The 20,715-nt window shown below is 72.7% G+C and carries 20 protein-coding genes and 1 riboswitch; of the genes, 17 read left to right on the forward strand and 3 right to left on the reverse strand.

Features of this window, described 5'->3' with window-relative positions; genetic code table 11:
* The first annotated feature begins 9 nt into the window (after window positions 1-9).
* The 15 genes from EMA17_RS17875 (at window position 10) to EMA17_RS17945 (ending at window position 14,860) form a co-directional block, all read left to right on the forward strand.
* A complete protein-coding gene (locus EMA17_RS17875) occupies window positions 10-1,119 on the forward strand; it encodes a zinc-binding dehydrogenase (protein WP_126638048.1) in 1,110 nt (369 codons plus the stop codon).
* A gap of 64 nt (window positions 1,120-1,183) precedes the next feature.
* The gene (locus EMA17_RS17880; RefSeq protein WP_126638049.1) at window positions 1,184-1,972 is read left to right on the forward strand and encodes an enoyl-CoA hydratase/isomerase family protein; all 789 of its coding nucleotides are present in this window, start codon (window positions 1,184-1,186) and stop codon (window positions 1,970-1,972) included.
* Between the two features lies 1 nt (window position 1,973).
* Window positions 1,974-3,137, forward strand: coding sequence for an acyl-CoA dehydrogenase family protein (locus tag EMA17_RS17885; RefSeq protein ID WP_126638050.1), 1,164 nt, complete (start codon window positions 1,974-1,976; stop codon window positions 3,135-3,137).
* Window positions 3,134-4,114 (forward strand): acyl-CoA dehydrogenase family protein, encoded by a 981-nt coding sequence (locus EMA17_RS17890; RefSeq protein ID WP_160161442.1) that lies wholly within the window; start codon window positions 3,134-3,136, stop codon window positions 4,112-4,114. The genes EMA17_RS17885 and EMA17_RS17890 overlap by 4 nt, the downstream gene beginning before the upstream one ends.
* Window positions 4,115-4,356: 242 nt before the next feature.
* Window positions 4,357-5,946, forward strand: a complete 1,590-nt coding sequence (locus tag EMA17_RS17895; RefSeq protein ID WP_126638052.1) for an alkaline phosphatase D family protein — start codon at window positions 4,357-4,359, stop codon at window positions 5,944-5,946.
* 104 nt (window positions 5,947-6,050) lie between these two features.
* Entirely contained in the window at window positions 6,051-6,593 is a 543-nt protein-coding gene (locus EMA17_RS17900) for a hypothetical protein (RefSeq protein ID WP_126638053.1), read from the forward strand.
* Window positions 6,594-6,700: 107 nt separating this feature from the next.
* Entirely contained in the window at window positions 6,701-7,804 is a 1,104-nt protein-coding gene (locus EMA17_RS17905) for a sensor histidine kinase (protein ID WP_371863014.1), read from the forward strand.
* Window positions 7,801-8,484 (forward strand): response regulator transcription factor, encoded by a 684-nt coding sequence (locus EMA17_RS17910; protein WP_126638055.1) that lies wholly within the window; start codon window positions 7,801-7,803, stop codon window positions 8,482-8,484. The genes EMA17_RS17905 and EMA17_RS17910 overlap by 4 nt, the downstream gene beginning before the upstream one ends.
* A 114-nt stretch (window positions 8,485-8,598) precedes the next feature.
* Window positions 8,599-8,804, forward strand: a riboswitch (cobalamin riboswitch).
* A gap of 18 nt (window positions 8,805-8,822) precedes the next feature.
* A complete protein-coding gene (locus EMA17_RS17915) occupies window positions 8,823-9,881 on the forward strand; it encodes an ABC transporter substrate-binding protein (protein WP_126638056.1) in 1,059 nt (352 codons plus the stop codon).
* On the forward strand, window positions 9,878-10,963 hold the full coding sequence (locus EMA17_RS17920; RefSeq protein WP_126638057.1) for a FecCD family ABC transporter permease: 1,086 nt from the start codon (window positions 9,878-9,880) through the stop codon (window positions 10,961-10,963). The genes EMA17_RS17915 and EMA17_RS17920 overlap by 4 nt, the downstream gene beginning before the upstream one ends.
* Entirely contained in the window at window positions 10,960-11,775 is an 816-nt protein-coding gene (locus tag EMA17_RS17925) for an ABC transporter ATP-binding protein (protein WP_246126741.1), read from the forward strand. Before EMA17_RS17920 ends, EMA17_RS17925 begins: the two co-directional genes overlap by 4 nt.
* Window positions 11,772-12,524, forward strand: coding sequence for a (2Fe-2S) ferredoxin domain-containing protein (locus EMA17_RS17930; RefSeq protein WP_126638058.1), 753 nt, complete (start codon window positions 11,772-11,774; stop codon window positions 12,522-12,524). Before EMA17_RS17925 ends, EMA17_RS17930 begins: the two co-directional genes overlap by 4 nt.
* Before the next feature lie 191 nt (window positions 12,525-12,715).
* On the forward strand, window positions 12,716-13,129 hold the full coding sequence (locus EMA17_RS17935; RefSeq protein WP_126638059.1) for a VOC family protein: 414 nt from the start codon (window positions 12,716-12,718) through the stop codon (window positions 13,127-13,129).
* A gap of 72 nt (window positions 13,130-13,201) precedes the next feature.
* On the forward strand, window positions 13,202-13,636 hold the full coding sequence (locus tag EMA17_RS17940) for a YdeI/OmpD-associated family protein (protein ID WP_126638060.1): 435 nt from the start codon (window positions 13,202-13,204) through the stop codon (window positions 13,634-13,636).
* 132 nt (window positions 13,637-13,768) lie between these two features.
* Entirely contained in the window at window positions 13,769-14,860 is a 1,092-nt protein-coding gene (locus tag EMA17_RS17945; protein ID WP_126638061.1) for a DUF5937 family protein, read from the forward strand.
* Between the two features lie 10 nt (window positions 14,861-14,870).
* On the opposite strand, the gene EMA17_RS17950 is transcribed toward EMA17_RS17945, so the two are convergent.
* Entirely contained in the window at window positions 14,871-15,479 is a 609-nt protein-coding gene (locus tag EMA17_RS17950) for a hypothetical protein (protein WP_246126742.1), read from the reverse strand.
* A 160-nt stretch (window positions 15,480-15,639) separates the two neighbouring features.
* Between EMA17_RS17950 and EMA17_RS17955 the strand changes: the two genes are divergently transcribed.
* Window positions 15,640-16,311 carry an SMI1/KNR4 family protein gene (locus EMA17_RS17955; RefSeq protein WP_126638062.1) on the forward strand — a complete coding sequence of 224 codons (672 nt, stop codon included), beginning with the start codon at window positions 15,640-15,642 and terminating at the stop codon, window positions 16,309-16,311.
* A 70-nt stretch (window positions 16,312-16,381) separates the two neighbouring features.
* Here EMA17_RS17955 and EMA17_RS17960 read toward each other — a convergent pair whose 3' ends face one another.
* Window positions 16,382-17,044, reverse strand: a complete 663-nt coding sequence (locus EMA17_RS17960; RefSeq protein WP_126638063.1) for a response regulator — start codon at window positions 17,042-17,044, stop codon at window positions 16,382-16,384.
* Window positions 17,019-18,191: a sensor histidine kinase gene (locus tag EMA17_RS17965; RefSeq protein ID WP_126638064.1), complete on the reverse strand. Its 1,173-nt coding sequence runs from the start codon at window positions 18,189-18,191 to the stop codon at window positions 17,019-17,021. Before EMA17_RS17965 ends, EMA17_RS17960 begins: the two co-directional genes overlap by 26 nt.
* A gap of 175 nt (window positions 18,192-18,366) precedes the next feature.
* Between EMA17_RS17965 and EMA17_RS17970 the strand changes: the two genes are divergently transcribed.
* Complete coding sequence (locus EMA17_RS17970; protein ID WP_126638065.1) at window positions 18,367-20,646, forward strand: MMPL family transporter; 2,280 nt, start codon at window positions 18,367-18,369, stop codon at window positions 20,644-20,646.
* Window positions 20,647-20,715 lie beyond the last annotated feature (69 nt).

Consider the following 20,715-nt stretch of genomic DNA (forward strand, 5'->3'; position numbering starts at 1 on the left):
GATCACCCCATGTTCGAAGGACGCATCGCCCGGTTCGACGCCCCCGGGCAGCCGTTCCGGATCCAGGAGGTCTCACTCGCCGGTCGTGGAATCCTCCCCGGCGAGATCCTGATCCGGGTCACCCGTGCCAACGTCTGCGGCAGCGACCTGCACGCCTGGCACGGCAACTTCGACACCCGCGGCCTCGGCGGCAAGCTCCCCACCGTCCTCGGGCACGAGATGGTCGGACGCGTCGCCGCCCTCGGCGAGGGCACCGGCCGCGACACCGACGGCAAACCCCTGGAGTCGGGCACGCGCGTCGTCTTCCCGTACTTCTTCGGCTGCCACGTCTGCCGGTACTGCGTGTCCGGACGCAGCGCCGGCTGCGCCCGGCTGCGCATGGCCATGCTCACCAGTGCCGCCGAACCGCCCCACTACGTCGGCGCGTTCGGGGACTACTTCGTCCTGCCGCCCGGCGCACTGCTGTACACGGTGCCCGACACGCTCTCCGACGAGGTCGTCTCCGGCGCCAACTGCGCCCTGTCCCAGGTGATGCACAGCCTCGACCGCGCACACCTCGCCTACGGCGAGACCGTCGTCGTCCAGGGCGCCGGCGGCCTGGGCCTGTACGCCACCGCCCTGGCCAAGGCCCGCGGCGCCCGCACCGTGATCGTCCTCGACGCCGTCGCCGAACGCCTCGACCTCGCCCGCGAGATGGGCGCCGACGCCACCGTCGACATCACCGCCGAGACCGACGCGCGATCCCGGATCAGGAAGATCCAGGCGCTCACCGACGGCGGCGCCGACGTCGTGGTCGAACTCGTCGGGTCACCGTCCGTCGTCGACGAGGGCATCCGCATGCTCGGCCGCTTCGGCCGCTACCTCAGCGTCGGCAACATCGGCGCGAAGCGCACCTACGAGGCCGACCCGTCCCGACTGACGATGACCAACAAGAGCGTCATCGGCGTCTCCCTGTACGAACCCGCCGCGCTGGGCCGGAGCCTGGCCTTCCTCGAAGCCGTGCACGACCGGCTGCCCAAGCGGTTCACCGAGAGCACCGTCTTCCCCCTGGACGCCATCGACGAAGCGTTCCGGGCCGCCGACCACCGCGACGTCGTCCGCGCCGCGATCGTGCCCTGAACACCGGCCGGCGCCGCGACGCGCGCACCCGAACCCGCGAACCCATCCCGAACCCGAGGACTCGATGAACAGCACCACCGGACTCGACTACTCCGTCGCCGACCACATCGCCACCATCACCCTCGACCGACCACACCGCAAGAACGCCTTCACCCCGGAGATGGTGGACGCCTGGGCCGAGGCCCTGCTCGGGGCCGAGGCCGACCCCGACGTGCGGGTGGTCGTCGTCACCGGTGCCGGAGACACCTTCTGCTCGGGGGTGGACCTGGACGCCTTCGCCGACCGCGAACGCACCCCCCTGGCGGAGAAGCGGCTCATGTCCCGCATCCACCAGGTGGCCTTCGCCGCCGAGGCGCTGAGCAAGCCCTACCTCGCCGTCGTGGCCGGCGCCGCCGTGGGCGCGGGCATGGACATGGCGCTGATGGCCGACATCCGGATCGCGGGGGAGTCGGCCCGCTTCTGCGAGGGCTACGTCCGCGTCGGCCTCGTACCCGGCGACGGCGGCTGCTGGTACCTGCCCCGCATCGTCGGCACCGCGACCGCCCTGCGCCTGCTGTGGACCGCCGACTTCGTCGAAGCCCCGGAAGCGCTCGCCCTCGGCCTGGTCGGCGCCGTGCATCCCGACGACCGACTCCACGACGCGGCACGCCGGTTCGCCCTGGAACTCGCCGCCCGCCCGCCGCTGGCCGTGCAACTGATCAAGCGCGCCGTACGTGCGGGCGAACGCCAGGACCTGCGCACCGCGCTGGACCTGATCTCCTCCCACCAGGCCGTGATGACCTCCACCGCCGACTCCCGGGAGGCGATGGACGCCTTCCGTACCCGCCGCCCCGGCACCTACACGGGGAAGTGAGATGGCCGGCACGCGAGCACGCGAGACGACCGCCGCGGCGAACGGCCGTGCCGGGACCGGCACCACCGTCGCGGACCTGCGCCGGCAGGTGCGCGACCTCACCGACCGATGGCGGGTCCAGGGCCGCTACACCCCGCGCAGCGACAACTGGATGCGCGGGTTCGACCTCGACTTCAGCCGCGAACTCGCCCGGCGCGGGCTGCTCGGCCTCGCCTGGCCCACCGAGTACGGCGCGGGCCTGGGCCAGGTCGCCCGGCTCGCCGTCACCGAGGAACTCCTGCGCGCCGGCGCGCCGGTGGCCGCCCACTGGATCGGCGAACGCCAGATCGGCCCCGCCGTCCTGGGTCACGGCAGCCCGGAGCTGCGCGCCGAGATCCTGCCGCTCATCGCTCGCGCCGAGGCCGTCTTCTGCCTGGGCATGAGCGAACCCGAAGCCGGATCCGACCTCGCCGCCGTGCGCACCACGGCCGAGGCGGTGCCCGGCGGATGGACGGTCAACGGCCGCAAGATGTGGACCACCGGCGCCCATCACGCCACCCACATCTACCTGCTCGCCCGTACCGCGCGCACCGAACGCCGGCATCACGGCCTCACCGAGTTCCTCGTCGACATGGACACCGCCGGCATCGAGGTCACCCCCATCATCGACCTCGCGGGCGAGCACCACTTCAACGAGGTCACCTTCACCGACGTCCACGTACCCGCCCACCGCCTGCTCGGGACCGTCGGCGAGGGCTGGCGCCGGGTCGTGGAGCAACTGTCGTTCGAACGCGGCGGCCCCGAACGTGTCCTGTCGACCTATCCGTTGCTGGCCCGGTGCGTGCATGCCCTCGCGGACGAGCCGCCACACGCGCGTGACCTGCAGATCGACCTCGGGAGGCTCACCGCGCGCCTGGCCACCCTGCGTCGGCTCGCCCTCGGGGTCGCCCGGCAGGTGGACGAGGGCCGGGCGCCGACGGTCGAGGCCGCCACGCTCAAGTACCTCGGCAACGACTTCGAGAACGACGTGGTCGACTTCGCGCGCCGCGTGTGCCTGCGCGTCCCCGACCCGGACCTGCGGGCCGCGTTCGCCCAGGCGCTGCTCGCCTCGCCGGGATTCACCATCCGAGGGGGCGCCGCCGACGTGCTGCTGTCCCTGATCGCCCGGCAGGAGACTCGCACGTGAACGACGTCCACACCGAACTGCGCGACCTCGTCGACGACATCACCGCCGCGCCCCGTGACCCCGACCGGCTCTGGGACACCGTCGTCGGACTGGGCCTGCACACCATCGGCGTCCCCGAAGACCGCGGCGGTTCCGGCGGCGACTTCGCCGACCTGGCCGCCGTGGTGGGCCGGTTCGCCCACCGGGCGGCGTCCGTACCGGTCGCCGAACACGCCGTGGCCGCCTGGGCGTCGACCCGCGCCGGCAGGCCGCTGCCCGCGGGCGGGCCCCTCGTGGTCGTGTTCGCCGCCGGGGCGGGCGGCCCGTACCCGGCCGTGCCCTGGGGCCGCCGTGCGGCCGGCCTGGTCGTGGTCGGCCCGGACGACGCGGTCCGCTACGCCGACCTCGCCGGGCGGCGGGTCGAGGTGGGGGAGGAGACCAACCCGGCCGGGGAACCGCGCGACGCCGTCGACGCGGGCGACATCCCCCTCGCCGACCTCGCCGAGGCACCCGACGCGGACGCGATCCGGGCCCGGATCGCGACGCTGCGCGCCGCCGCCCTGGCGGGAGCGTGCGCGGGGGCCTACGAACTGACGCGCTCATATGTGCGGGAACGCCGGCAGTTCGCACGCCCCCTCATCGACATCCCCGCCGTCGCCGCCTCCCTCGCGACCATGAAGGTCGCCGGGCTCCAGGTGCAGGCCGCCGTCGACCGCGCCGTGGACCTGCACGCCGGGCCCGCGGGCCCCGAAAGCCTGCTCGCCGCCGCGGCGGTCGCCCGCGTCGTCGCCGCGGAGGCCGCCGACACCGTCGCCGGGCTCGCCCACCGGCTGCACGGGGCGATGGGTGTCACCCGCGAATACGGCCTGCACCCCCTGACCACCCGGCTGTGGGCCTGGCGCGACGAGTACGGCGACGAGGAGTCCTGGGCCCGGCTCCTGGGCACCCACACGACCGACGGCGGTGAACTCGACCTGTGGGAACGGCTCACCGGCTGAGCACCCCGCGGACATCCATTGAGTAACGTCTACGCAAATTTGAGACGGCGAGTGAAGTCGTTGGATTTGTGTACTGGACTATCGTAATTATTGGGTCCACACTCGAGGCGCGATCCCGAGTGCCGACGGTCCGGAACGGGCCGAACGGCATCGCGCGGGCGGTGGTTCGCCGAGAAGCCGGTGCGTACCGATTCGCCGCCGCGACCGATCCCCCCAGACACACCACACCCTCGGAGCCACGCATGACGGGAACTCCCTTGCACCGCCGCGACTTCGTGCGCATCACGGCCGCCTCCGGCGCGGCGGCCGCCGGTATCGTCGCGGCCCCCGGAGCCCGGGCCGCCGCGGCCGCCGAGCCCCGGTCGACGGATGTCGCCCAGCGGCCGTCGTTCCTGCACGGCGTCGCGTCCGGTGACCCGCTGCCCGACGGGGCCGTCATCTGGACCCGCGTCACCCCCGGCCCCGACTGCCACCCGGGTTCGCGGCGCGGCCCGGCCGTCCTCGTGTTCTGGGAGGTCGCCCTCGATCGCGACTTTCGGCACCCGGTGCGCTCCGGTCGCACCCGCACCGACGCCGACCGCGACCACACCGTCCATGTCGACGTGCGCGGCCTGCGTCCCGGCACCACGTATCACTTCCGCTTCCGCACCGCCCACGACAGCTCCCCGGTGGGGCGCACCAGGACCGCGCCCGCCGCCCGGCAGGAGGTCGCGGGCCTGCGCTTCGGTATCGCGACGTGCGCCAACTACGGCAACGGCCACTTCGCCGGCTACCGACACCTGGCCCGGCGCGGCGATCTCGACGCGGTGATCCACCTCGGGGACTACGTCTACGAGTTCGCGACCAAGCCGGGATACGTCCGGGCGATGGAGCCACCCACCGTGTGCCGCACACTGTCCGACTACCGCGCCCGGCACGGCCGGTACCGCACCGACCCCGACCTGCAGGCGATGCACGCCGCGGCGCCGATCATCGCCACGTGGGACGACCACGACGCGTGCAGCGGGTGGTGGTCCGGGGGCGCGGACGAGCACGACCCGGCCGCCGACGGGAGTTGGGCGGACCGCGTCGCGGCGGCGAAACGGGCGTACTTCGAATGGCTGCCGATCCGCCGGGCGGTGCCCGGTTCCACGCAGCGCCGCCTGTCCTTCGGTACTCTCGCCGACCTGACCATGCTCGACCTGCGCAGCTTCCGCTCCCGACAGGTCGCGGCGACCGACACCGCCGGCCTCGACGACCGGGCGCGCACCCTCACCGGCCGCGACCAGATGGGCTGGCTCAAGGACGGCCTCGCGCGCGGCACGGCCGGCTGGCATCTGATCGCCAGTTCCGTCATGGCCGCGCCGTGGTCGCTGCCCAGCGGACGTCCCGAGCCGCCCGTGACCGTCAACCCCGACCAGTGGGACGGCTACCGGGCCGAACAGCGCGAGCTGTTCACCCACCTGCGCGACCACGACAAACGCAACACCGTGTTCCTGTCCGGCGACCTGCACTCCTCGTGGGCCGGCGAGGTCCCGGCACCCGGTGGCGGGGCGCCGGTCGCGGCGCAGTTCGTGATGGCGTCGACGACGTCGACACCCTTCGGCACGCTCTACCCCGGCGGGGTGGGCGCGCAGATCGTCGCGGCGATTCTCGCGCTGAATCCGCACCTGCAATGGGGCGACGCCGAAGCCAACGGCTGCGGTGTACTGGACGTGACCGCCGCACGCGTACAGATGGACTGGTACAGGATCGCCGACCGGACGAAGCCGGACAGCACGGTCACCCACCTGAAGTCGTTCGCCGTCGACGGGGCGACGAAGCGGATGACGCGCGCGACCACGCCGATCTGACGGCGCCGGGCGCCCGGGCCCACCCCCGGGTCCACCCGCGTCTCCACCCGTTGTTCCACCCGTGGGTCCAGGTGCGGAAGGGGCGACGGCGACAGTCTGGGGACATGACTTTCACCGACTGGATCACCGACATCATCCTCGTTCTCATCGTCTTCCGGCAGCTGCGGGAAGACCGGCTGGACCGCAAGACCTTCCTCATCCCGCTGGGGATCGTGGCCTTCGTGGGGTTCAAGTACCTCGACTCGATTCCCACGGCCGGCAACGACCTGGTGTTGATCGGCGCGTTGACGGCGATCGGCGCGGCGCTCGGCGTGGCGGGCGGTGTCTTCACCCGGATCCGTTCCGTCGGCGGGCATCTGCTGATCAAGGCCGGCGCGGTGTCCGCGGTGTTGTGGGTGCTGGGCATGGGCGCGCGGATGGGATTCCAGGTGTGGGTCGACCACGGCGGTGCCGACGACGTCGCCCGCTTCAGTCTCGCCCACCACATCACCACCGGGCAGGCATGGGTGGCGGCGTTCGTGCTGATGGCGCTCACCGAGGTCGTCACGCGGGTGGCCACGATCTTCGTCCGGAGCCGGATGGTGGCCGCCGGCCGGCCGGCGAACGCGGCGGCACGTCCCGTGTCCTCGCTCGACCACGTGGCCTGACCATGGGATATGGTCGCGCCGTGCCCGTATCCGAGAGCGATCCCGTCCCCGGGCCGACCCGGGGACGGGAGCCCGGCCCGCGAGCGACGGCCCGCCACGATCCCCGGGTGCAGTGGGCGGTCAGCCTGAGCGTCATCGCCGTGGGAATCGCGACGATCCGCCCGGTCGGCTTCAGCGGTCGCGGCCTGGCCGTCGTCGTGCTCATCGTGCTCAACTCCCTGTTCCTGCTGGGCCGGAACGTCCCCGAGGACAGGGTCCCCCCACGTGTGGCCGTGGTCTGGATGACGCTGGGCATCGTCGCGGCGGCCGCCCTGATCGGCACCGCCCGCAGCGGTACGGGCTATCTGTTCGCGTACTTCCTCGTCGGCCACATCGGCTACCGCCTCCCGCTCGCGCGGGCGGTCCCGCTCGCGGCGCTGGGTGGGCTGCTCTGCGGCGGCGTGCTGTACTTCCGCCTCGGCCCGGGCCACGAGACGTTGCCCTGGGGCCTCGGATTGTCCGTCGCGCTGCCGGTGGTGATGGGCATCGTCAGCCGTAGTCGGCAGCGGGCGGTGGAGGCCGTGATCGAATCCGCCGAATCCGCCGAGCGCGCCGCCCGCGCCGAGGCCCGGACGGCCGCACTGGCCGAGCGCAGCCGGATCGCCCGGGACGTGCACGACGTCCTCGCGCACTCGCTGGCCGGCATCAACATGCAGCTCGAACTGGTGGACGCCCTCCTGGACACGGGTGACCTGGCCAGGGTCCGCGAGGCCAACGACAAGGCGCACAGTCTGGTCAAGGAGAGCCTGAAGCAGGCCCAATGGACCGTTCACGCGCTGCGCGAGGACGCGCTGCCGCTCATCCCGAGCCTGACCGCCATGGTCGAGTCGTCGGGCCACCGCGACGCGCTCACCGTCGGCGGCACCGTACGTGAACCATCGGCCCGCACGGTCCAGCACCTGCTGCGGATCGCCCAGGAGGCGCTGACCAACGCCGCCCGGCACGCGCCCGGAGGCGACGTACGGGTGGAGGTGACGTTCGCCGCCGCGTCGACGACACTGAGGATCCGCAACGGCCCCGCCACCCGAGAGGCGGCCGGGTCCGGCGGCGGCATGGGACTGATCGGAATGCGCGAACGCATCGCCATGGTGGACGGAACCCTCACCGCCGGACCGATCACCGAGGGACCGGACCGAGGCGGCTGGCAGGTGGAGGCGGTGATCCCGGAATGAGCGACACCACGCGGCACGACGCGCGGTCGGCCGACGTGCCCCGGCGTCTGCGGGTGGTCGTGGCCGACGACCAGGCCGCCGTCCGCGAGCCGCTGGCGGCCGTGCTCGCGCTCTCCGAGGACATCGACGTCGTCGCGGCCGCCGCGGACGGGGACGAGGTGCTCGCCGCCGCCGCCGCGGGTCCGGTGGACGTGGTGCTCATGGACCTGCGCATGCCCCGGACCGACGGCATCGAGGCGACCCGCCGGCTGACCGAGGAACACCCCGGGGTCGCCGTCGTCGTACTCACCACCTTCGCCGACGACGACTCGATCCTGGCCGCGCTGAGCGCGGGTGCGCGCGGCTATCTGACCAAGAACGCGGGACGCCAGGACATCGTCCGCGCCATCCGGGCCGCCGCCGCGGGGCAGTCCGTCCTCGACCGCGAGGTCCAGGACCGGCTGCTGGCCACCGTCCGCACCCGAACCACGGCACCGAGACAAAGCCTTCCCGAAGACATCACACCCCGCGAGCGCGAAGTCCTCGCCCTCATCGGCCAGGGCCTGCCGAACCGCGCCATTGCCGAGAAACTCTTCATCAGCGAGGCCACCGTCAAGACCCACATCAACAACCTGTTCGCCAAGGCCGGCATCCGCGATCGCGCCGACGCGGTACGCCGCGCCCTCGCGGCGGGCCTGTGACGCGGGCCCGTGACGCGGGCCCGGTCGGGGCCGCCTTCGGCGGCGGCTTCGCCGCCGTTGCCCGCTGAATCCGCCCGCCGGGTCGAGCGCCGACGAGGTGCGACGAGTGGTTTGGTAGCCTGGCGCCGCCGTGGTGTACGGGAAGCCGGTTCAATGCCGGCGCGGCCCTCGCCACTGTAGCCGCGGAGTCTCGCGGCCCTCGCCGACCGCTCTCCAGGCGGTCGGGGTCACTGGGTGGATCGGGAACGAGCCAACCGGGAAGGCCGGCCGCGGAGCGTCGATGCGGAAGCCAGGAGACCGGCCACGGCGCGACATGTTCCACGAGGGTTGGAGAACACATGCCCCGCGCTGCCCTGCGCCCGTTTCGATTCGAACGTTTCATACCCCCCGCGCGCGCCCGGCGCTCCCCGCGCTCCGGCCTCGCCGCCGCGGCGCTCCTGCTGGTCGGCGCGCTCGGCGCGTGCACGGGCGCGCCCGAGGCCGACAAGCCCGCCGCCGCGGCCGGGAGCGGCCACCCGACACCGGTGAGCGTGAGCAGGTGCGGCGTCACCACCACCGTGACGGCACCGCCGGCGCGGCTGGTCACCCTCAACCAGGGCGCCACCGAAGTCGCCCTGGCTCTCGATCTGCAGACCCGGATGGCCGGAACGGCGTACCTCGACGACGCGGTCCCGGCGCGGTGGAAGGCGGCCTACGACACCGTCCCGGTGCTCTCCGAGAAGTACCCGTCCAAGGAGAAACTCCTCTCGGCGCGCCCGGACTTCCTCTACGCCTCCTACTCCAGCGCGTTCACCGACAAGGTCGCGGGCACGCGGGACGAACTGGGTTCCCAGGGCATCGCCACCTACCTGTCGCCGCTGGGGTGCGCCGACACCAAGCAGGCGGCGGCGTCCTTCCAGGCAGTATGGGACGAACTGGGCGATGTCGCGGCGGTGTTCGGTGTCGCGCCGCGCGCCGCCGCCATCCGGGACACGCAGCAGCGGCAACTCGCCGAAGTCACGGCCAAGTCGGCGGGCAAGGGCCTGAACGTGCTCTGGTACGACTCGGGTACCAAGACCCCGTACGTCGGCACGGGCCACGGCGGACCCCAGCTCGTGCTCGACGCCGTCGGCGCCCGCAACGTCTTCGACTCGCTGCCCGGCGGCTGGAAGAACGCGAGTTGGGAGCAGGTGATCGCGGCGGACCCCGACGCCATCGTGCTCGCGGACGCCGGGTGGGACACCGCACAGTCCAAGATCGACTACCTCGAACACGACCCCGTGCTGAACAAGCTCAAAGCCGTCCAGCGCCGTGCGTACGTGGTGGTGCCGTTCTCCGAGTCGACCCCCGGCGTGCAACTCGCCGACGGCGCCGTCCGGGTCTCGGCCGGCCTGGGCAACCTGACTCCGCGTCCGTGACCGCGACGGATCGTCCCGCCGCACGGCTCGCCGGCGCGAGTCGTGCGGCGGTGGCCCTGGCCGTCGCGGCGGTGCTGCTGTCGGCCACCGTGTTGCTCGGCCTCGCCGTGGGATCGGTCCACGAGCCGCCGCACGTCGTGGCCGAAGTGGTGCTGCGCCGACTCGGTATCGGTGGCTCCGACGTCACACCGCTGGACGACCGGATCATCTGGCAACTGCGGCTGCCGCGCGTCCTGGGGGCCGCCGCGACGGGCGCGGGACTCGCGGTGTGCGGCGCGGTGTTGCAGACCCTGACCGGCAACGACCTGGCCGACCCCTACCTGCTCGGGATCTCCAACGGCGCCGCCGTCGGCGCGGTCACCGTGATCGTCCTCGGTGTCGGGGTCTCCGGCACCGCGGTGATCGGCGCGCTCCCGGCCGCCGCCTTCGTCGGTGCCCTGCTCGCCGTCCTCGTGGTGCTGACCCTCGCCGGGGCGCACAGCCGGACCCTGCCGGCCTCGCGGACGGTGCTGGCCGGCATCGCGGTGGGGCAGTTGTGCGGCGCGTACACCTCGTTCGTCGTGCTCGTCCTCGGCGACCGCAACGCCGCCCGCGGCGTCATGGAGTGGACGCTGGGTTCGGTGGCCGGGGTGCGGTGGAACACGGCCGTCTTCCTGGTCGCGGTGGCCGTCCTGGGTACGGTGGCGATGCTCGCGGCCGCCCGGGACCTCGACGCGTTCGCGTTCGGCGAGACCGCGGCCCGGTCCGTCGGCGTGCACGTGGAACGTACCCGCTGGGCCCTGATCGCCGCGGCGGCGCTGGTGACCGCGTGTCTGGTCGCCAATACCGGCGTCATCGGATTCGTGGGCCTGGTCGTGCCGCACGTCGTGCGCCTGGTGTGCGGCCCGCGGCACGCCCTCCTGCTGCCCATGTCCGCACTCGTGGGCGCGTCGCTGCTCGTGGGCAGCGACATCGTGGCGCGCTCCGTGCTCCCGGACCAGGAGATCCCCGTCGGCGTCGTCACCGCCGGGCTCGGCGCGCCGTTCTTCGCGTGGCTGTTGTGGCGCCAGGCAGCCGGCAGGTCGGCCGGGAGTCGGCCGTGATCACCGCGAACCCGGCGGGGCCGGCCGCCGAAAACGTCGGCGTGCGCGTCGACGGCGCCACCTTGTTGACGGACGTGACGGTCGGCTTCGCCCACGGCCGGGTGACGGGCCTGCTCGGGCCCAACGGTGCCGGCAAGACGACGCTGCTGCGGGCCCTGGCCGGACTGCGCCGGCCGCAGACGGGCCGAATCCTCCTCGACGGCGACGACCTGTACGGCCTCACCGCCCGCCGACGCGCGCGCCGGGTGGCCTTCATGGAACAGCAGGCCGACACCGCGCTGCCGTTGACGGCGCGCCAGGTCATCGACCTGGGGCGCACGCCGCACCGCGGCCGGTGGCCCGTACTGCCGGGCCTCGCGACCGCCCACGAGCACGCCGTGCTCGCCGAGGCCGCCGCCGCCACCGATGTCGGCGCGCTGCTCGACCGGACCTGGTCGTCCCTGTCCGGCGGCGAGCGCCAGCGCGTGCAACTCGCGCGCGCCCTGGTCCAGGAACCCGAGGTGCTCCTGCTCGACGAGCCCACCAACCACCTCGACCTGCGCTATCAACTCGGCTTCCTCGAAACCGTGCGCGGGCTCGGCATCACCACCGTCGCGGCCCTGCACGACCTCGAACTCGCCGCCGCCTACTGCGACGACGTCACCGTGCTGCTCGACGGCCGACTGGTGGCCCACGGGCCGGTCGCCGAGGTGCTCACCTCCGCCACGATCGCGCACGTCTACGGCGTCGACGCGACCGTGGAGCGGCACCCCCTGCATCACCGACCACACATCCGATGGAACGGCTTGCTTTCCGAGGGGTTCCAGTCATGAGCCAAGACCGCGCGGGAACCTTCGCGGAGTCCGCTTCGGGCCGTACGACGGTCCTGGTCGGCATGTCCGGCACGGAGGTCGATCGCCGGGCCGAACTGCGTACGGCCGCCGTGCCGTCGGACGCCACGACGGCGTTCCTGCAACTGGGCGACCCGTCCCTGTCGGCCGAGCTGACCAGGCTGGCCGACGCGGGCGCGGAGACCGTCGTCGTGATCGGGGTCCGCCTCGGCGCATCCGGTCCGGGCCACTCCTGGCTGCGGCGGATCGCGGCGTACTGGTGGCGCGAGCGTGCCGGACATCGCCCCACGCTGCTCGTCGCCACCCGGCTCGTCGACTCGGCGGAGGCCGCGGCGGAGGCCGCGGCATCGGTCGAACCGATCACCGGCGAGGAACCCGGTCTCACCTCTCCGGTCTGGGAGGAGGTCACCGGCCACCGGCACCAGGTGATGGTGTGCCGCGGGCCGCGCTGCACGGCCAAGGGCGCGGACGAGACCCAGCGTGCGCTGATCCGGCAACTCATGGAGCACGGGCTCGGCGACGACGACGTCCTCGTGACGCAGACGGGATGCCAGTTCCCCTGCAACCAGGCCCCGCTGGTCAGCGTGCAGCCCGACGACGTCTGGTACGGGCACGTGGACCCGGCGGCGATCACCACGATCGTGGCCGACCATCTCGTCGGCGGCCGGCCGAACACGACGCATCGCCTCCCACGGCACAGGAAGGAGCCGGCGGACCGGGCGGAAGACTGACCCGTCCGCCGACGGGCCGGCGGGTGGGCAGCGGGGTTGGCAACCGGAGAGCCGCGTCGGCACCGAGCAGGATCGGAGAAGCCCCGGCCGCCGCGTGGCCCCTAGCGTGATGGTCATGGCAACCGCGGGGCATCCGGGCGTTGGTCCGGATGCCCCGCGGGTACACATCTCTACTGTGCAAGGGGCAAGACATGAAGGCGCACGTCAGCTCGATCCTCCTCGGTGTCCGTGACATGGACCGGGCGAAGCGGTTCTACACCGAGGGGCTCGGTTGGAGGATCGAGAACGACTACGGCGTCTCGGTGTTCTTCGCGTCGGACGGGGCCTCGCCGGTCGGTTTCTACGCCCGTGAGGGTCTGGCGGCCCAGGTGGGGACGGATCCGGAGGGCAGTGGTTTCAGCGGGCTGGTCCTGACCTACGTCGTGCGCAGCGAGGCACGGGTCGACGAGATCATGGCGGAGGCCGTGAAGGCCGGCGCCACGATCCTCAACCCCGCCGGTGCGCTGCCGTGGGGCGGCTACGGCGGCACGTTCGCCGACCCCGACGGCTACGTCTGGAGCGTGGGCTACAGCGACCAGGGCACCGACCAGCCCTACGCGGAGTAGCCGCGATCCCCGGAACCACAGAACGACTGAACGACTGAACGACTGAATCATCGGGACGACAGGAGAAGGATCATGAGGTTTCACACCCTCGTCGAGGCACCCGAACCGATGCGGGGCCTGGAGGTTCCGCCCGAGGTGGTGGCGGCACTCGGCGGGGGTGCGCGGCCGCCGGTGACGATCACGGTCAACGGGCATTCCTGGAAGAGCCGGGTCGCCATCCTGCGCGGCCGCCACCTGCTCGGTCTCGGCAACGCCAACCGGCAGGCCGCGGGGGTCGCGATCGGCGACGAGGTCGAGGTCGAGCTGGAGCTCGACACCGAGCCCCGCGTCGTCGTCGAGCCCGAGGACTTCGCCCGGGCCCTGGACGCCGACCCGCTCGCCCGCGCCGCGTACGACGACCTCGCCCACAGCCACAAGCGCGCACACGTGCGCGCCGTCGAGAGCGCGAAGAAGCCCGAGACGCGCCGACGGCGCATCGAGAAGGCCATCACCACCCTGCGAGGCTGACACCGCCCCGGTGCGACACCCGGGCCGTTGCCACGGCAACACCGTCGTCGGCCCCGTCGCGCGTGGTCGTCGCGATTGACGGTTGTCGTCAATCGACGCGGCCCCGGGCCGGGCACCTGCGATGATCCCGCTGTGAGCCTGACCATCGACATCGCCGGAGTGCCGCCCGAGCGCCTGCTGTTCGCGCTCTCGCCCCTCGCGGAGCTGACCGCGATGTTGCACGTGCTCGCCGAGCCCGCGCACCACCCGGCACACCGCGACTGGGCGGCCGAGACCCGTTCGGCGCTGCGGCCGGAGTTGGCCGGGCAACTGCTCGAAGCGGAGTTCCTGTGGCGCTCCTCGCGCGCGGACTTCCTGCTGCCCGGCCGCCCGGGGGCGACCCTGGCGGACGAGTTGGACCGGGTCGACCGGCTCGACCAGGACACCTATATTTCGACGGCGTTGGTCGCGACCTGCGGTACCGACCGGATGTTGCTCGGCCGGCCGTCGCCGACGCGGGACGGCGCGACGCGCGGGCGGATCCTGGACCTGGCCCGGGCGCGCGGGCCGCGCCAGGCGTCCTTCGCCGACCGGCTGATCGCGGAACCGTCGGTGGTGCGGGCCCACGTGCGGCGCATGCTCGAGGAGTGCGAGGCGTCGTTCTTCGGCGCGGAATGGCGACGCGTGGCACCTCGGCTCGCCGCGGATCTGCGCCTGCGGGCCGACCTCGTGGCCCGGCGCGGCGTGGCCGAGGCGTTGGCCTCGATCTCCGGGGCGGTGGCGCTGGACGAGCGGCGGCAGCGCATCGTGATCGACAAGCTCCAGGACAACACGACCGGCGCGCGCGGCGACGGGGTGACCTTCCTGCCCACCGTGTTCGGCGATCCGCACCTGGTCGCGGTGCACGCGCCGGGATGGCGTCCCGTCGTGCAGTACCCGGTCGTGGGCGGCGACCGGGCGTTCCCCGAGCCGGTGGCGATGGAACTGGTGCGACTGCGGCTCGAGGCCCTGTCGCACCCGGTCCGTCTGCGCCTGGCACGGACGCTCGCGCGAGGTCCGCACACCACGGGCGAGTTGGCCTCGGCCTGGGACCTGAGCGCGCCCGAGGTCTCCCGGCACCTGGCGGTCCTGCGCGAGGCGGGCCTGCTGAGCACGCGACGGCGCGGTCGGTACGTGCTGTACGACCTCGACACGTCCGCGACGGCGGCCCTCGGCACGGATCTGATGGCGGCCATGCTGCGCTGAGCCGGCCGGCTCACCGCGTCCGTGAGGGGAGAGGATCGCGCAGCCTGGCCACGTACCGCCGAAAGGCGCGCGCCTCGGCCGAGACGCCCGTGACGGCGGCGAGACGGTCGGGGAACAACACTCCTCCCGCGTGCAATCGAGGACTCGTCCCGAACCGGTTGCCGTGCAGGCGGCCGGTCACCAGCCGGCCCCGGTGCCAAGGGGTCAACCTGGACCCGCCGGCCACCACCGGGCCGCGGTTGACCTGGAACCAGATCTCGCGCCGGTTGCCGAACAGCACGACACCCTCCCGGAGATCACGCACGTCGGTGTACACGTCGAAGTCCCAGTCGCCCGGCGCCGCCCCCGAACCGCGGCAGCCGCGAAGGCGGCGCACGAACCGGGGCAACTCGACGGCTGCTCCGAACGGAATCACCGCGTCGGCGGATGGTTCACCGGCGATGAAGTAGATCCTGAACTCCAAGCCGTACAGCCGCCCCCGGACCTTCCTGCGGACCCGGAGCGAGAACATGTCCGCGTCGTCGTGGCCGGCGCGGTCCACCGCACGGACACGCCGACTCAGATGCTCGAACGACAGCGTCTCGCGATCGACCAGCAGACCGGGGATACAGGAATCCATCGGAAAAGCCGTCCCGCAAAGGTGTCTCCAGCCGTTTCGCCCCGCCCACCGCGGTGTCGTGGGCACGGGGTGAATCTACGGGCTTCGGGATCGCCCGCGCGCGGTCGAAGTCCTAAGCTGACCACGGCCGAGAGCGCCCGAGGACACCAGGAGTCGGACAATGGCTACACCCACACCGCGCGACGCCCTCCTGGACCTGCGCCGGGCCGCCTCGGCGGGACTGCTCGATCTCGACGGATCCGGCCCTGCCTCGCTCGATGCGGTGCGGATACGGGAGTCCGCCCTGGAGCCGCACTTCGGCACCGTCGCCTGGTCGGTTCCGCCGAGCTACCGGGCGCTGCTCGCGGAGCACAACCGGTTGCGCTGCCATCGGGAGGACGATGGCGGCGAGAGCGAGTTCGTTCTCGTGGACGAGGAGGAACTCGTCGAACTGAACGCCGAGTCGGTACACATGCCCGAGGGGGTCGACCGCGAGCCGGGGCAGTACCTGTCGACCGATCACCTGGTCGGGTTCGCCGAAGCCGGCTACGAGGCGGTGTGGTGCTTCGACGTCACGCAGCCGGGCGCGGACGGTGAGTACCCGGTCTACTACCACCATCAGGACGAGCCGCGGGCACGCTGCCTCGCGGACGGCGCGTGGGAGGAACAGGCCGACGTCGTACCCGACTTCCCGTCGTTCGCGGCCTGGTTCGAGGCGATGGCCGCGGCCTTCACCGCCACGCAACCCCCGTCCTGGTTCGCCGAGTTGGGCACCCCGTCCCTGGTATGGCTCGCCCGTGAAGGCATCTTCCGAACCGGCAACGGGCACCGATCCCGACCGACCCCGACGTGACACCTCCCAGCGCGCCGGCGACGACGGTGGAGCGATCGTCGACATCTCGTCGGCCGGGGCCGCCCTCGGCTCAGGTTCCGGGGAGGATACGACGCGTTTCGTAGGCCCACATCGCGATCTCGACCCGGTTGCGGGCGCCGAGTTTGGCCATCAGGCTCGCCAGGTGCGTCTTCACCGTACTGAGGCTGATGTGCAGTGCGTCGGCGATCTCGGTGTTGGTCAGCCCGCGAGCGACGGCGACGAGCACCTGCTCCTCGCGGGCGGTGACGGGGGAGACCGGCTGGGCCACGGGCCGGCCGGCGGGCAGGTCCGCGAACGCCTGGAGCAGACGGACGGTGACGCTGGGCGCGATGAGCGCCTCACCGCCGGACGCCGACCGTACGGCCTGGGCCAGAAGGTCCGGCCCCGTGTCCTTGAGAAGGAATCCGCGGGCGCCGGCACGCAGCGCGCCGTAGACGTACTCGTCGAGGTCGAAGGTGGTGATGACGACCACGGCCGGCGGGTCGGCGACGCCCGGACCGGCGACCGACCGGGTGGCCTCGAGTCCGTCGATCTCGGGCATGCGGATGTCGAACAGGCAGACGTCGGGGCGCAGTTCGCGGGCGAGAGATACCGCTTCCCGTCCGTCGGCGGCCTCGCCGACCACCTCGATGTCGGGCTGGGCGTTCAGCATGATCCGCAGCCCGGTGCGGATGATGGTCTGGTCGTCAGCGACGAGGACGCGGATGGGCACCGGTTTTGGTCCTCCCTCTCGGCAACTCGGCTTCGACATGCCAGCCCCGGTCGGTGCCGGGGCCGGCTTGTAGTCTGCCGCCGAGCAGGTCGGCGCGCTCACGCAGTCCGGCAAGTCCGTACCCGGCACGGCCTCGGCCGGTGCGCCGGCCGTTGTCGCGCACGCTCACCCGTACCGTGTGCCGTTCCGCGGTGACTCGGACGACGACCTCGGTCGCGTCGACCGCGTGGCGCATGGTGTTGGTCACCGACTCCTGCACGATGCGGTAGACGGCCGCGTCCACGGCCGGGGGCAGCGTGTCCAGTTCGCCGTCGAGCCCCAGGTCGACCCTGAGGTGACCACCCGGGGCGCGCACCAGACGCTCCAGATCCGCGACACCGGCAGGCGGCGCCAGCTCGGCGCCGGCCCCGCGGTTGCGCAGCGTGGCGACCATGGCCCGCATTTCCTCCAGCGTGCGCGCCCCTTCCTCCTCGACCCCCTCCAGCGCCTCGACGGCGGCGGACGGGTCGGTGCCGGCGAGCACTTGGCCCGCCTGGGCGCGGATCACCATGGCCGAAACGTGGTGGGCCACCGTGTCGTGCAGTTCCCGGGCGAGCTGCTCACGTTCGCGGGAGCGAACCTGCTCGTACTGCCGCTCGCGACCGGTCACCCGGAACCGCACGGCGGCCCCGATCAAGCCGGGCAGCAACAGGAAGACGAAGCCCCCGACCTGATGGGCGGCCGGAGTCTCGTCCATGACGGCACACAGTGTGAAGGTGGCCAGGATCACCGCGCTGCCCAGCACGATCTCCCGTCCCGATCCCCACCGGAGCAGCCCGTACACCAGCAGGAGCACGACCACGCCGGTGTCCAGGCCGACGGTCTCGCGTGGTCCGGCGACCAGCGAGGCCAGCTGGAGCAGGATCACCGAGCCGAACGCCAGGGTGACCATCTCCAGTGGGCGGGTCCGGCGCCACAGGGACAGCAGGCACAGCCATACGGCGAACACCGCCGCCACGGGCCGCCACACCACGTTCTCGCGCAGGCCGGCCTCCAGCACCACACCGCCCAGGCACGCGGCGAGCAGGGCCCAGTCCCGCCACACCCGGGCGGGCGCGTCGGGCGGCCGGGGTTCGTTCCACAGGGTTCGCAGGTCGTCTCGCAGCACGCTTCTCAGCCTAGGGGCCGTGCCGTGTCGCGCATCGGCCGAAAGGACGGGGCGCCGCTCCGCCCGGGGGTCGAGCGATCCGCGGCCCACGAGCCGATGCCGCGGAGCGCCGTGGCGACGAACCTCGGCATCGGCGGCCGTACACGGACGGCGGCCGAGGTGGTTGGAGGAACCGATGCTCTCGAAAGCCCTGTTGCGCCTGGGCACAAGCGCAGCCCGCCATCCCTGGCGGGTGATCGCGGCATGGCTGATCGTCGCCGCGCTCGCCGTCCTCGCCGCGATCGCCATCGGCGGGCGGACCGCGGACTCGATGACCGCGCCGGGACTGGACTCCCAACGTGCCGCGCAACTGATCGAGCGGGCCGGCACCGGCCAGGAGGGGATGACCGCCCAAGTGGTCGTCACCCCCCGCGACGGCGGTGCGACGTTCTTCGACCACGGCAGCGCGCGCGCCGCGCTCACACGGCTGCAGACCGAGGTGCGGCGGCTGCCGCACGTGCTCGGCACGAGCGACCCGGCGGGGGCACTCGACGCGGGCGGGGACACCACCGTGCGCGGCGGCCTGGTCTCGGCCGACGGGCGGATCGCGGTCGTCCGGGTGCAGTACCCCGACCAGAGCCGGCTGTCGGCCGACGACCTCGACGCCCTCGTCGATCTCGGCGACCGGCTGCGCGCCGAACTGCCCCTGCGCATCGAGATGGGCGGGAGCCTCTTCTACGCCTTCTCGGACCCCGACGGCGGCGTGAGCGAGCTGATCGGCATCCTCGCCGCGGCCGCGATCCTGTTCCTGGCGTTCGGTTCGCTCGTCGCCGCCGCGCTGCCGATCGGCATGGCGGTCTTCGGGTTGACCGTCGGGGTCGCCACGATGACGGTCCTGGCGGGGGTGACGGACGTCCCGACCTTCGCCCCTGTGCTGGGCAGCATGGTCGGGCTCGGAGTGGGCATCGACTACGCGCTGTTCGTGCTCGCCAGGCACCGGGAGTACCTCGCGCGCGGGCTCGATCCCCGCGAGGCGGCGGGGCGAGCGGTGGCCACGGCGGGCAGGCCCGTGGTCTTCGCCGGCGGCACCGTCGTCGTATCGATCCTCGGCATGGCGGTCGCGAACGTCCCGTTCATGACGGTGGGCGGGTTCGCCGTCTCGATCGTCGTCCTGATCATGGTGCTCGCGTCGGTGACGCTGCTGCCGGCCTTCCTCGGCGCCGCCGGCCCACGCCTGGCCCGGGCCGGCCGGATCGGCCGGGCCCTGCGGACCCGGAAGTCGGGCCGACTCGCACGGCGGCGGGACCCGGCGGCAGGCGCCGCCCACGCCGCCGGGTGGCGTCGCTGGATCGGGCACGTCAGCCGGCACCCGGTGCCGTACGCGGTCGGCGCGGCGGGGTTGCTGCTGACCGCGACGCTGCCCGTGCTCGGCCTGCGCGTCGGCCTGCCCGACGACGGCTCACTGCCCGACAGCCGTACCGAGCGCCGGGCCTACGACCTCGTCGCCGAGGGGTTCGGCCCGGGCACGAACGGTCCCCTCGTCATCGCCGCGGACCCCGCCGGTGATCCGGGAATGCTGGACCGACTCGTCAGCACGGTCGCGACGGATCCGGGCATCGCGTCCGTCGCGCCTACGCACATCGATCGGGCCACCGGCATCGCCACCCTCGTGGTGTTCCCGACCACCAGCCCTCAGGACAGGGCCACCGCCGACACCATCGCCCGGCTGCGCAGCGACGTGCTGCCCACGGCGATCGGGCACGGCCCGGCCAGGGCGCACGTCGGCGGCGCCGCCGCGAGCCTGTCCGATGTGGGCCGACGCACCAGCGAACGCCTGCCGGTGTTCGTCGCCGCCGTGCTGGCGATGTCGTTCCTACTGCTGACGCCGGTCTTCCGCTCGATCCTCGTACCGCTCAAGGCGGTACTGCTGAATCTGCTGAGCATCGGCGCGGCCTACGGCGTCATGGTCGCGGTCTTCCAGTGGGGCTGGGGAGGCGCGCTCATCGGGCTGGAAGCGACGGTTCCGATCGTGTCGTTCATCCCGATGTTCCTCTTCGCCATCCTGTTCGGCCTGTCGATGGACTACGAGGTGTTCCTCCTCTCCCGCGTCCGCGAGGAGTACCTGCGCACCGGCGACAACGGCACGGCGATCGTCGACGGTGTCTCGGGCACCGCCCGGATCATCACCTCGGCCGCCCTCATCATGGTGGCGGTCTTCCTGTCCTTCGCCGTCGCCGAGGACCCCTCCATCAAAATGTTCGGGCTCGGCCTGGCCACCGCGATCTTCATCGACGCCACGGTCGTGCGCATGGTGCTGGTACCGGCGACCATGACACTCCTCGGCCGGGCCAACTGGTGGCTGCCGAAGTGGCTGGACCGGCTGCTTCCCCGCGGCCCGGTCGGCACCGACGACACCGACGACACCGACGCGCGATCCACGGGCGAGGCCCCGCGTGCACGGCTGGTCGACCGTTGACTCGACGCGGGTGGGCGCGGTTTCCGCGGGACGGGTACGCCTGTCCCCGGCGACCGCGTCCGGCCGGAT

The sequence above is a fragment of the Embleya hyalina genome (assembly GCF_003967355.1).
Classification (GTDB): domain Bacteria; phylum Actinomycetota; class Actinomycetes; order Streptomycetales; family Streptomycetaceae; genus Embleya; species Embleya hyalina.

What these genes read in the sequence shown, in the direction of transcription:
- EMA17_RS17875 (WP_126638048.1), top strand. Translation starts at nt 10, where the DNA reads ATGTTCGAAGGACGCATCGCCCGGTTCGACGCCCCCGGGCAGCCGTTC.
- EMA17_RS17880 (WP_126638049.1), top strand. Translation starts at nt 1,184, where the DNA reads ATGAACAGCACCACCGGACTCGACTACTCCGTCGCCGACCACATCGCC.
- EMA17_RS17885 (WP_126638050.1), top strand. Translation starts at nt 1,974, where the DNA reads ATGGCCGGCACGCGAGCACGCGAGACGACCGCCGCGGCGAACGGCCGT.
- EMA17_RS17895 (WP_126638052.1), top strand. Translation starts at nt 4,357, where the DNA reads ATGACGGGAACTCCCTTGCACCGCCGCGACTTCGTGCGCATCACGGCC.
- EMA17_RS17900 (WP_126638053.1), top strand. Translation starts at nt 6,051, where the DNA reads ATGACTTTCACCGACTGGATCACCGACATCATCCTCGTTCTCATCGTC.
- EMA17_RS17910 (WP_126638055.1), top strand. Translation starts at nt 7,801, where the DNA reads ATGAGCGACACCACGCGGCACGACGCGCGGTCGGCCGACGTGCCCCGG.
- EMA17_RS17915 (WP_126638056.1), top strand. Translation starts at nt 8,823, where the DNA reads ATGCCCCGCGCTGCCCTGCGCCCGTTTCGATTCGAACGTTTCATACCC.
- EMA17_RS17930 (WP_126638058.1), top strand. Translation starts at nt 11,772, where the DNA reads ATGAGCCAAGACCGCGCGGGAACCTTCGCGGAGTCCGCTTCGGGCCGT.
- EMA17_RS17935 (WP_126638059.1), top strand. Translation starts at nt 12,716, where the DNA reads ATGAAGGCGCACGTCAGCTCGATCCTCCTCGGTGTCCGTGACATGGAC.
- EMA17_RS17940 (WP_126638060.1), top strand. Translation starts at nt 13,202, where the DNA reads ATGAGGTTTCACACCCTCGTCGAGGCACCCGAACCGATGCGGGGCCTG.
- EMA17_RS17950 (WP_246126742.1), bottom strand. Translation starts at nt 15,479, where the DNA reads ATGGATTCCTGTATCCCCGGTCTGCTGGTCGATCGCGAGACGCTGTCG.
- EMA17_RS17955 (WP_126638062.1), top strand. Translation starts at nt 15,640, where the DNA reads ATGGCTACACCCACACCGCGCGACGCCCTCCTGGACCTGCGCCGGGCC.
- EMA17_RS17970 (WP_126638065.1), top strand. Translation starts at nt 18,367, where the DNA reads ATGCTCTCGAAAGCCCTGTTGCGCCTGGGCACAAGCGCAGCCCGCCAT.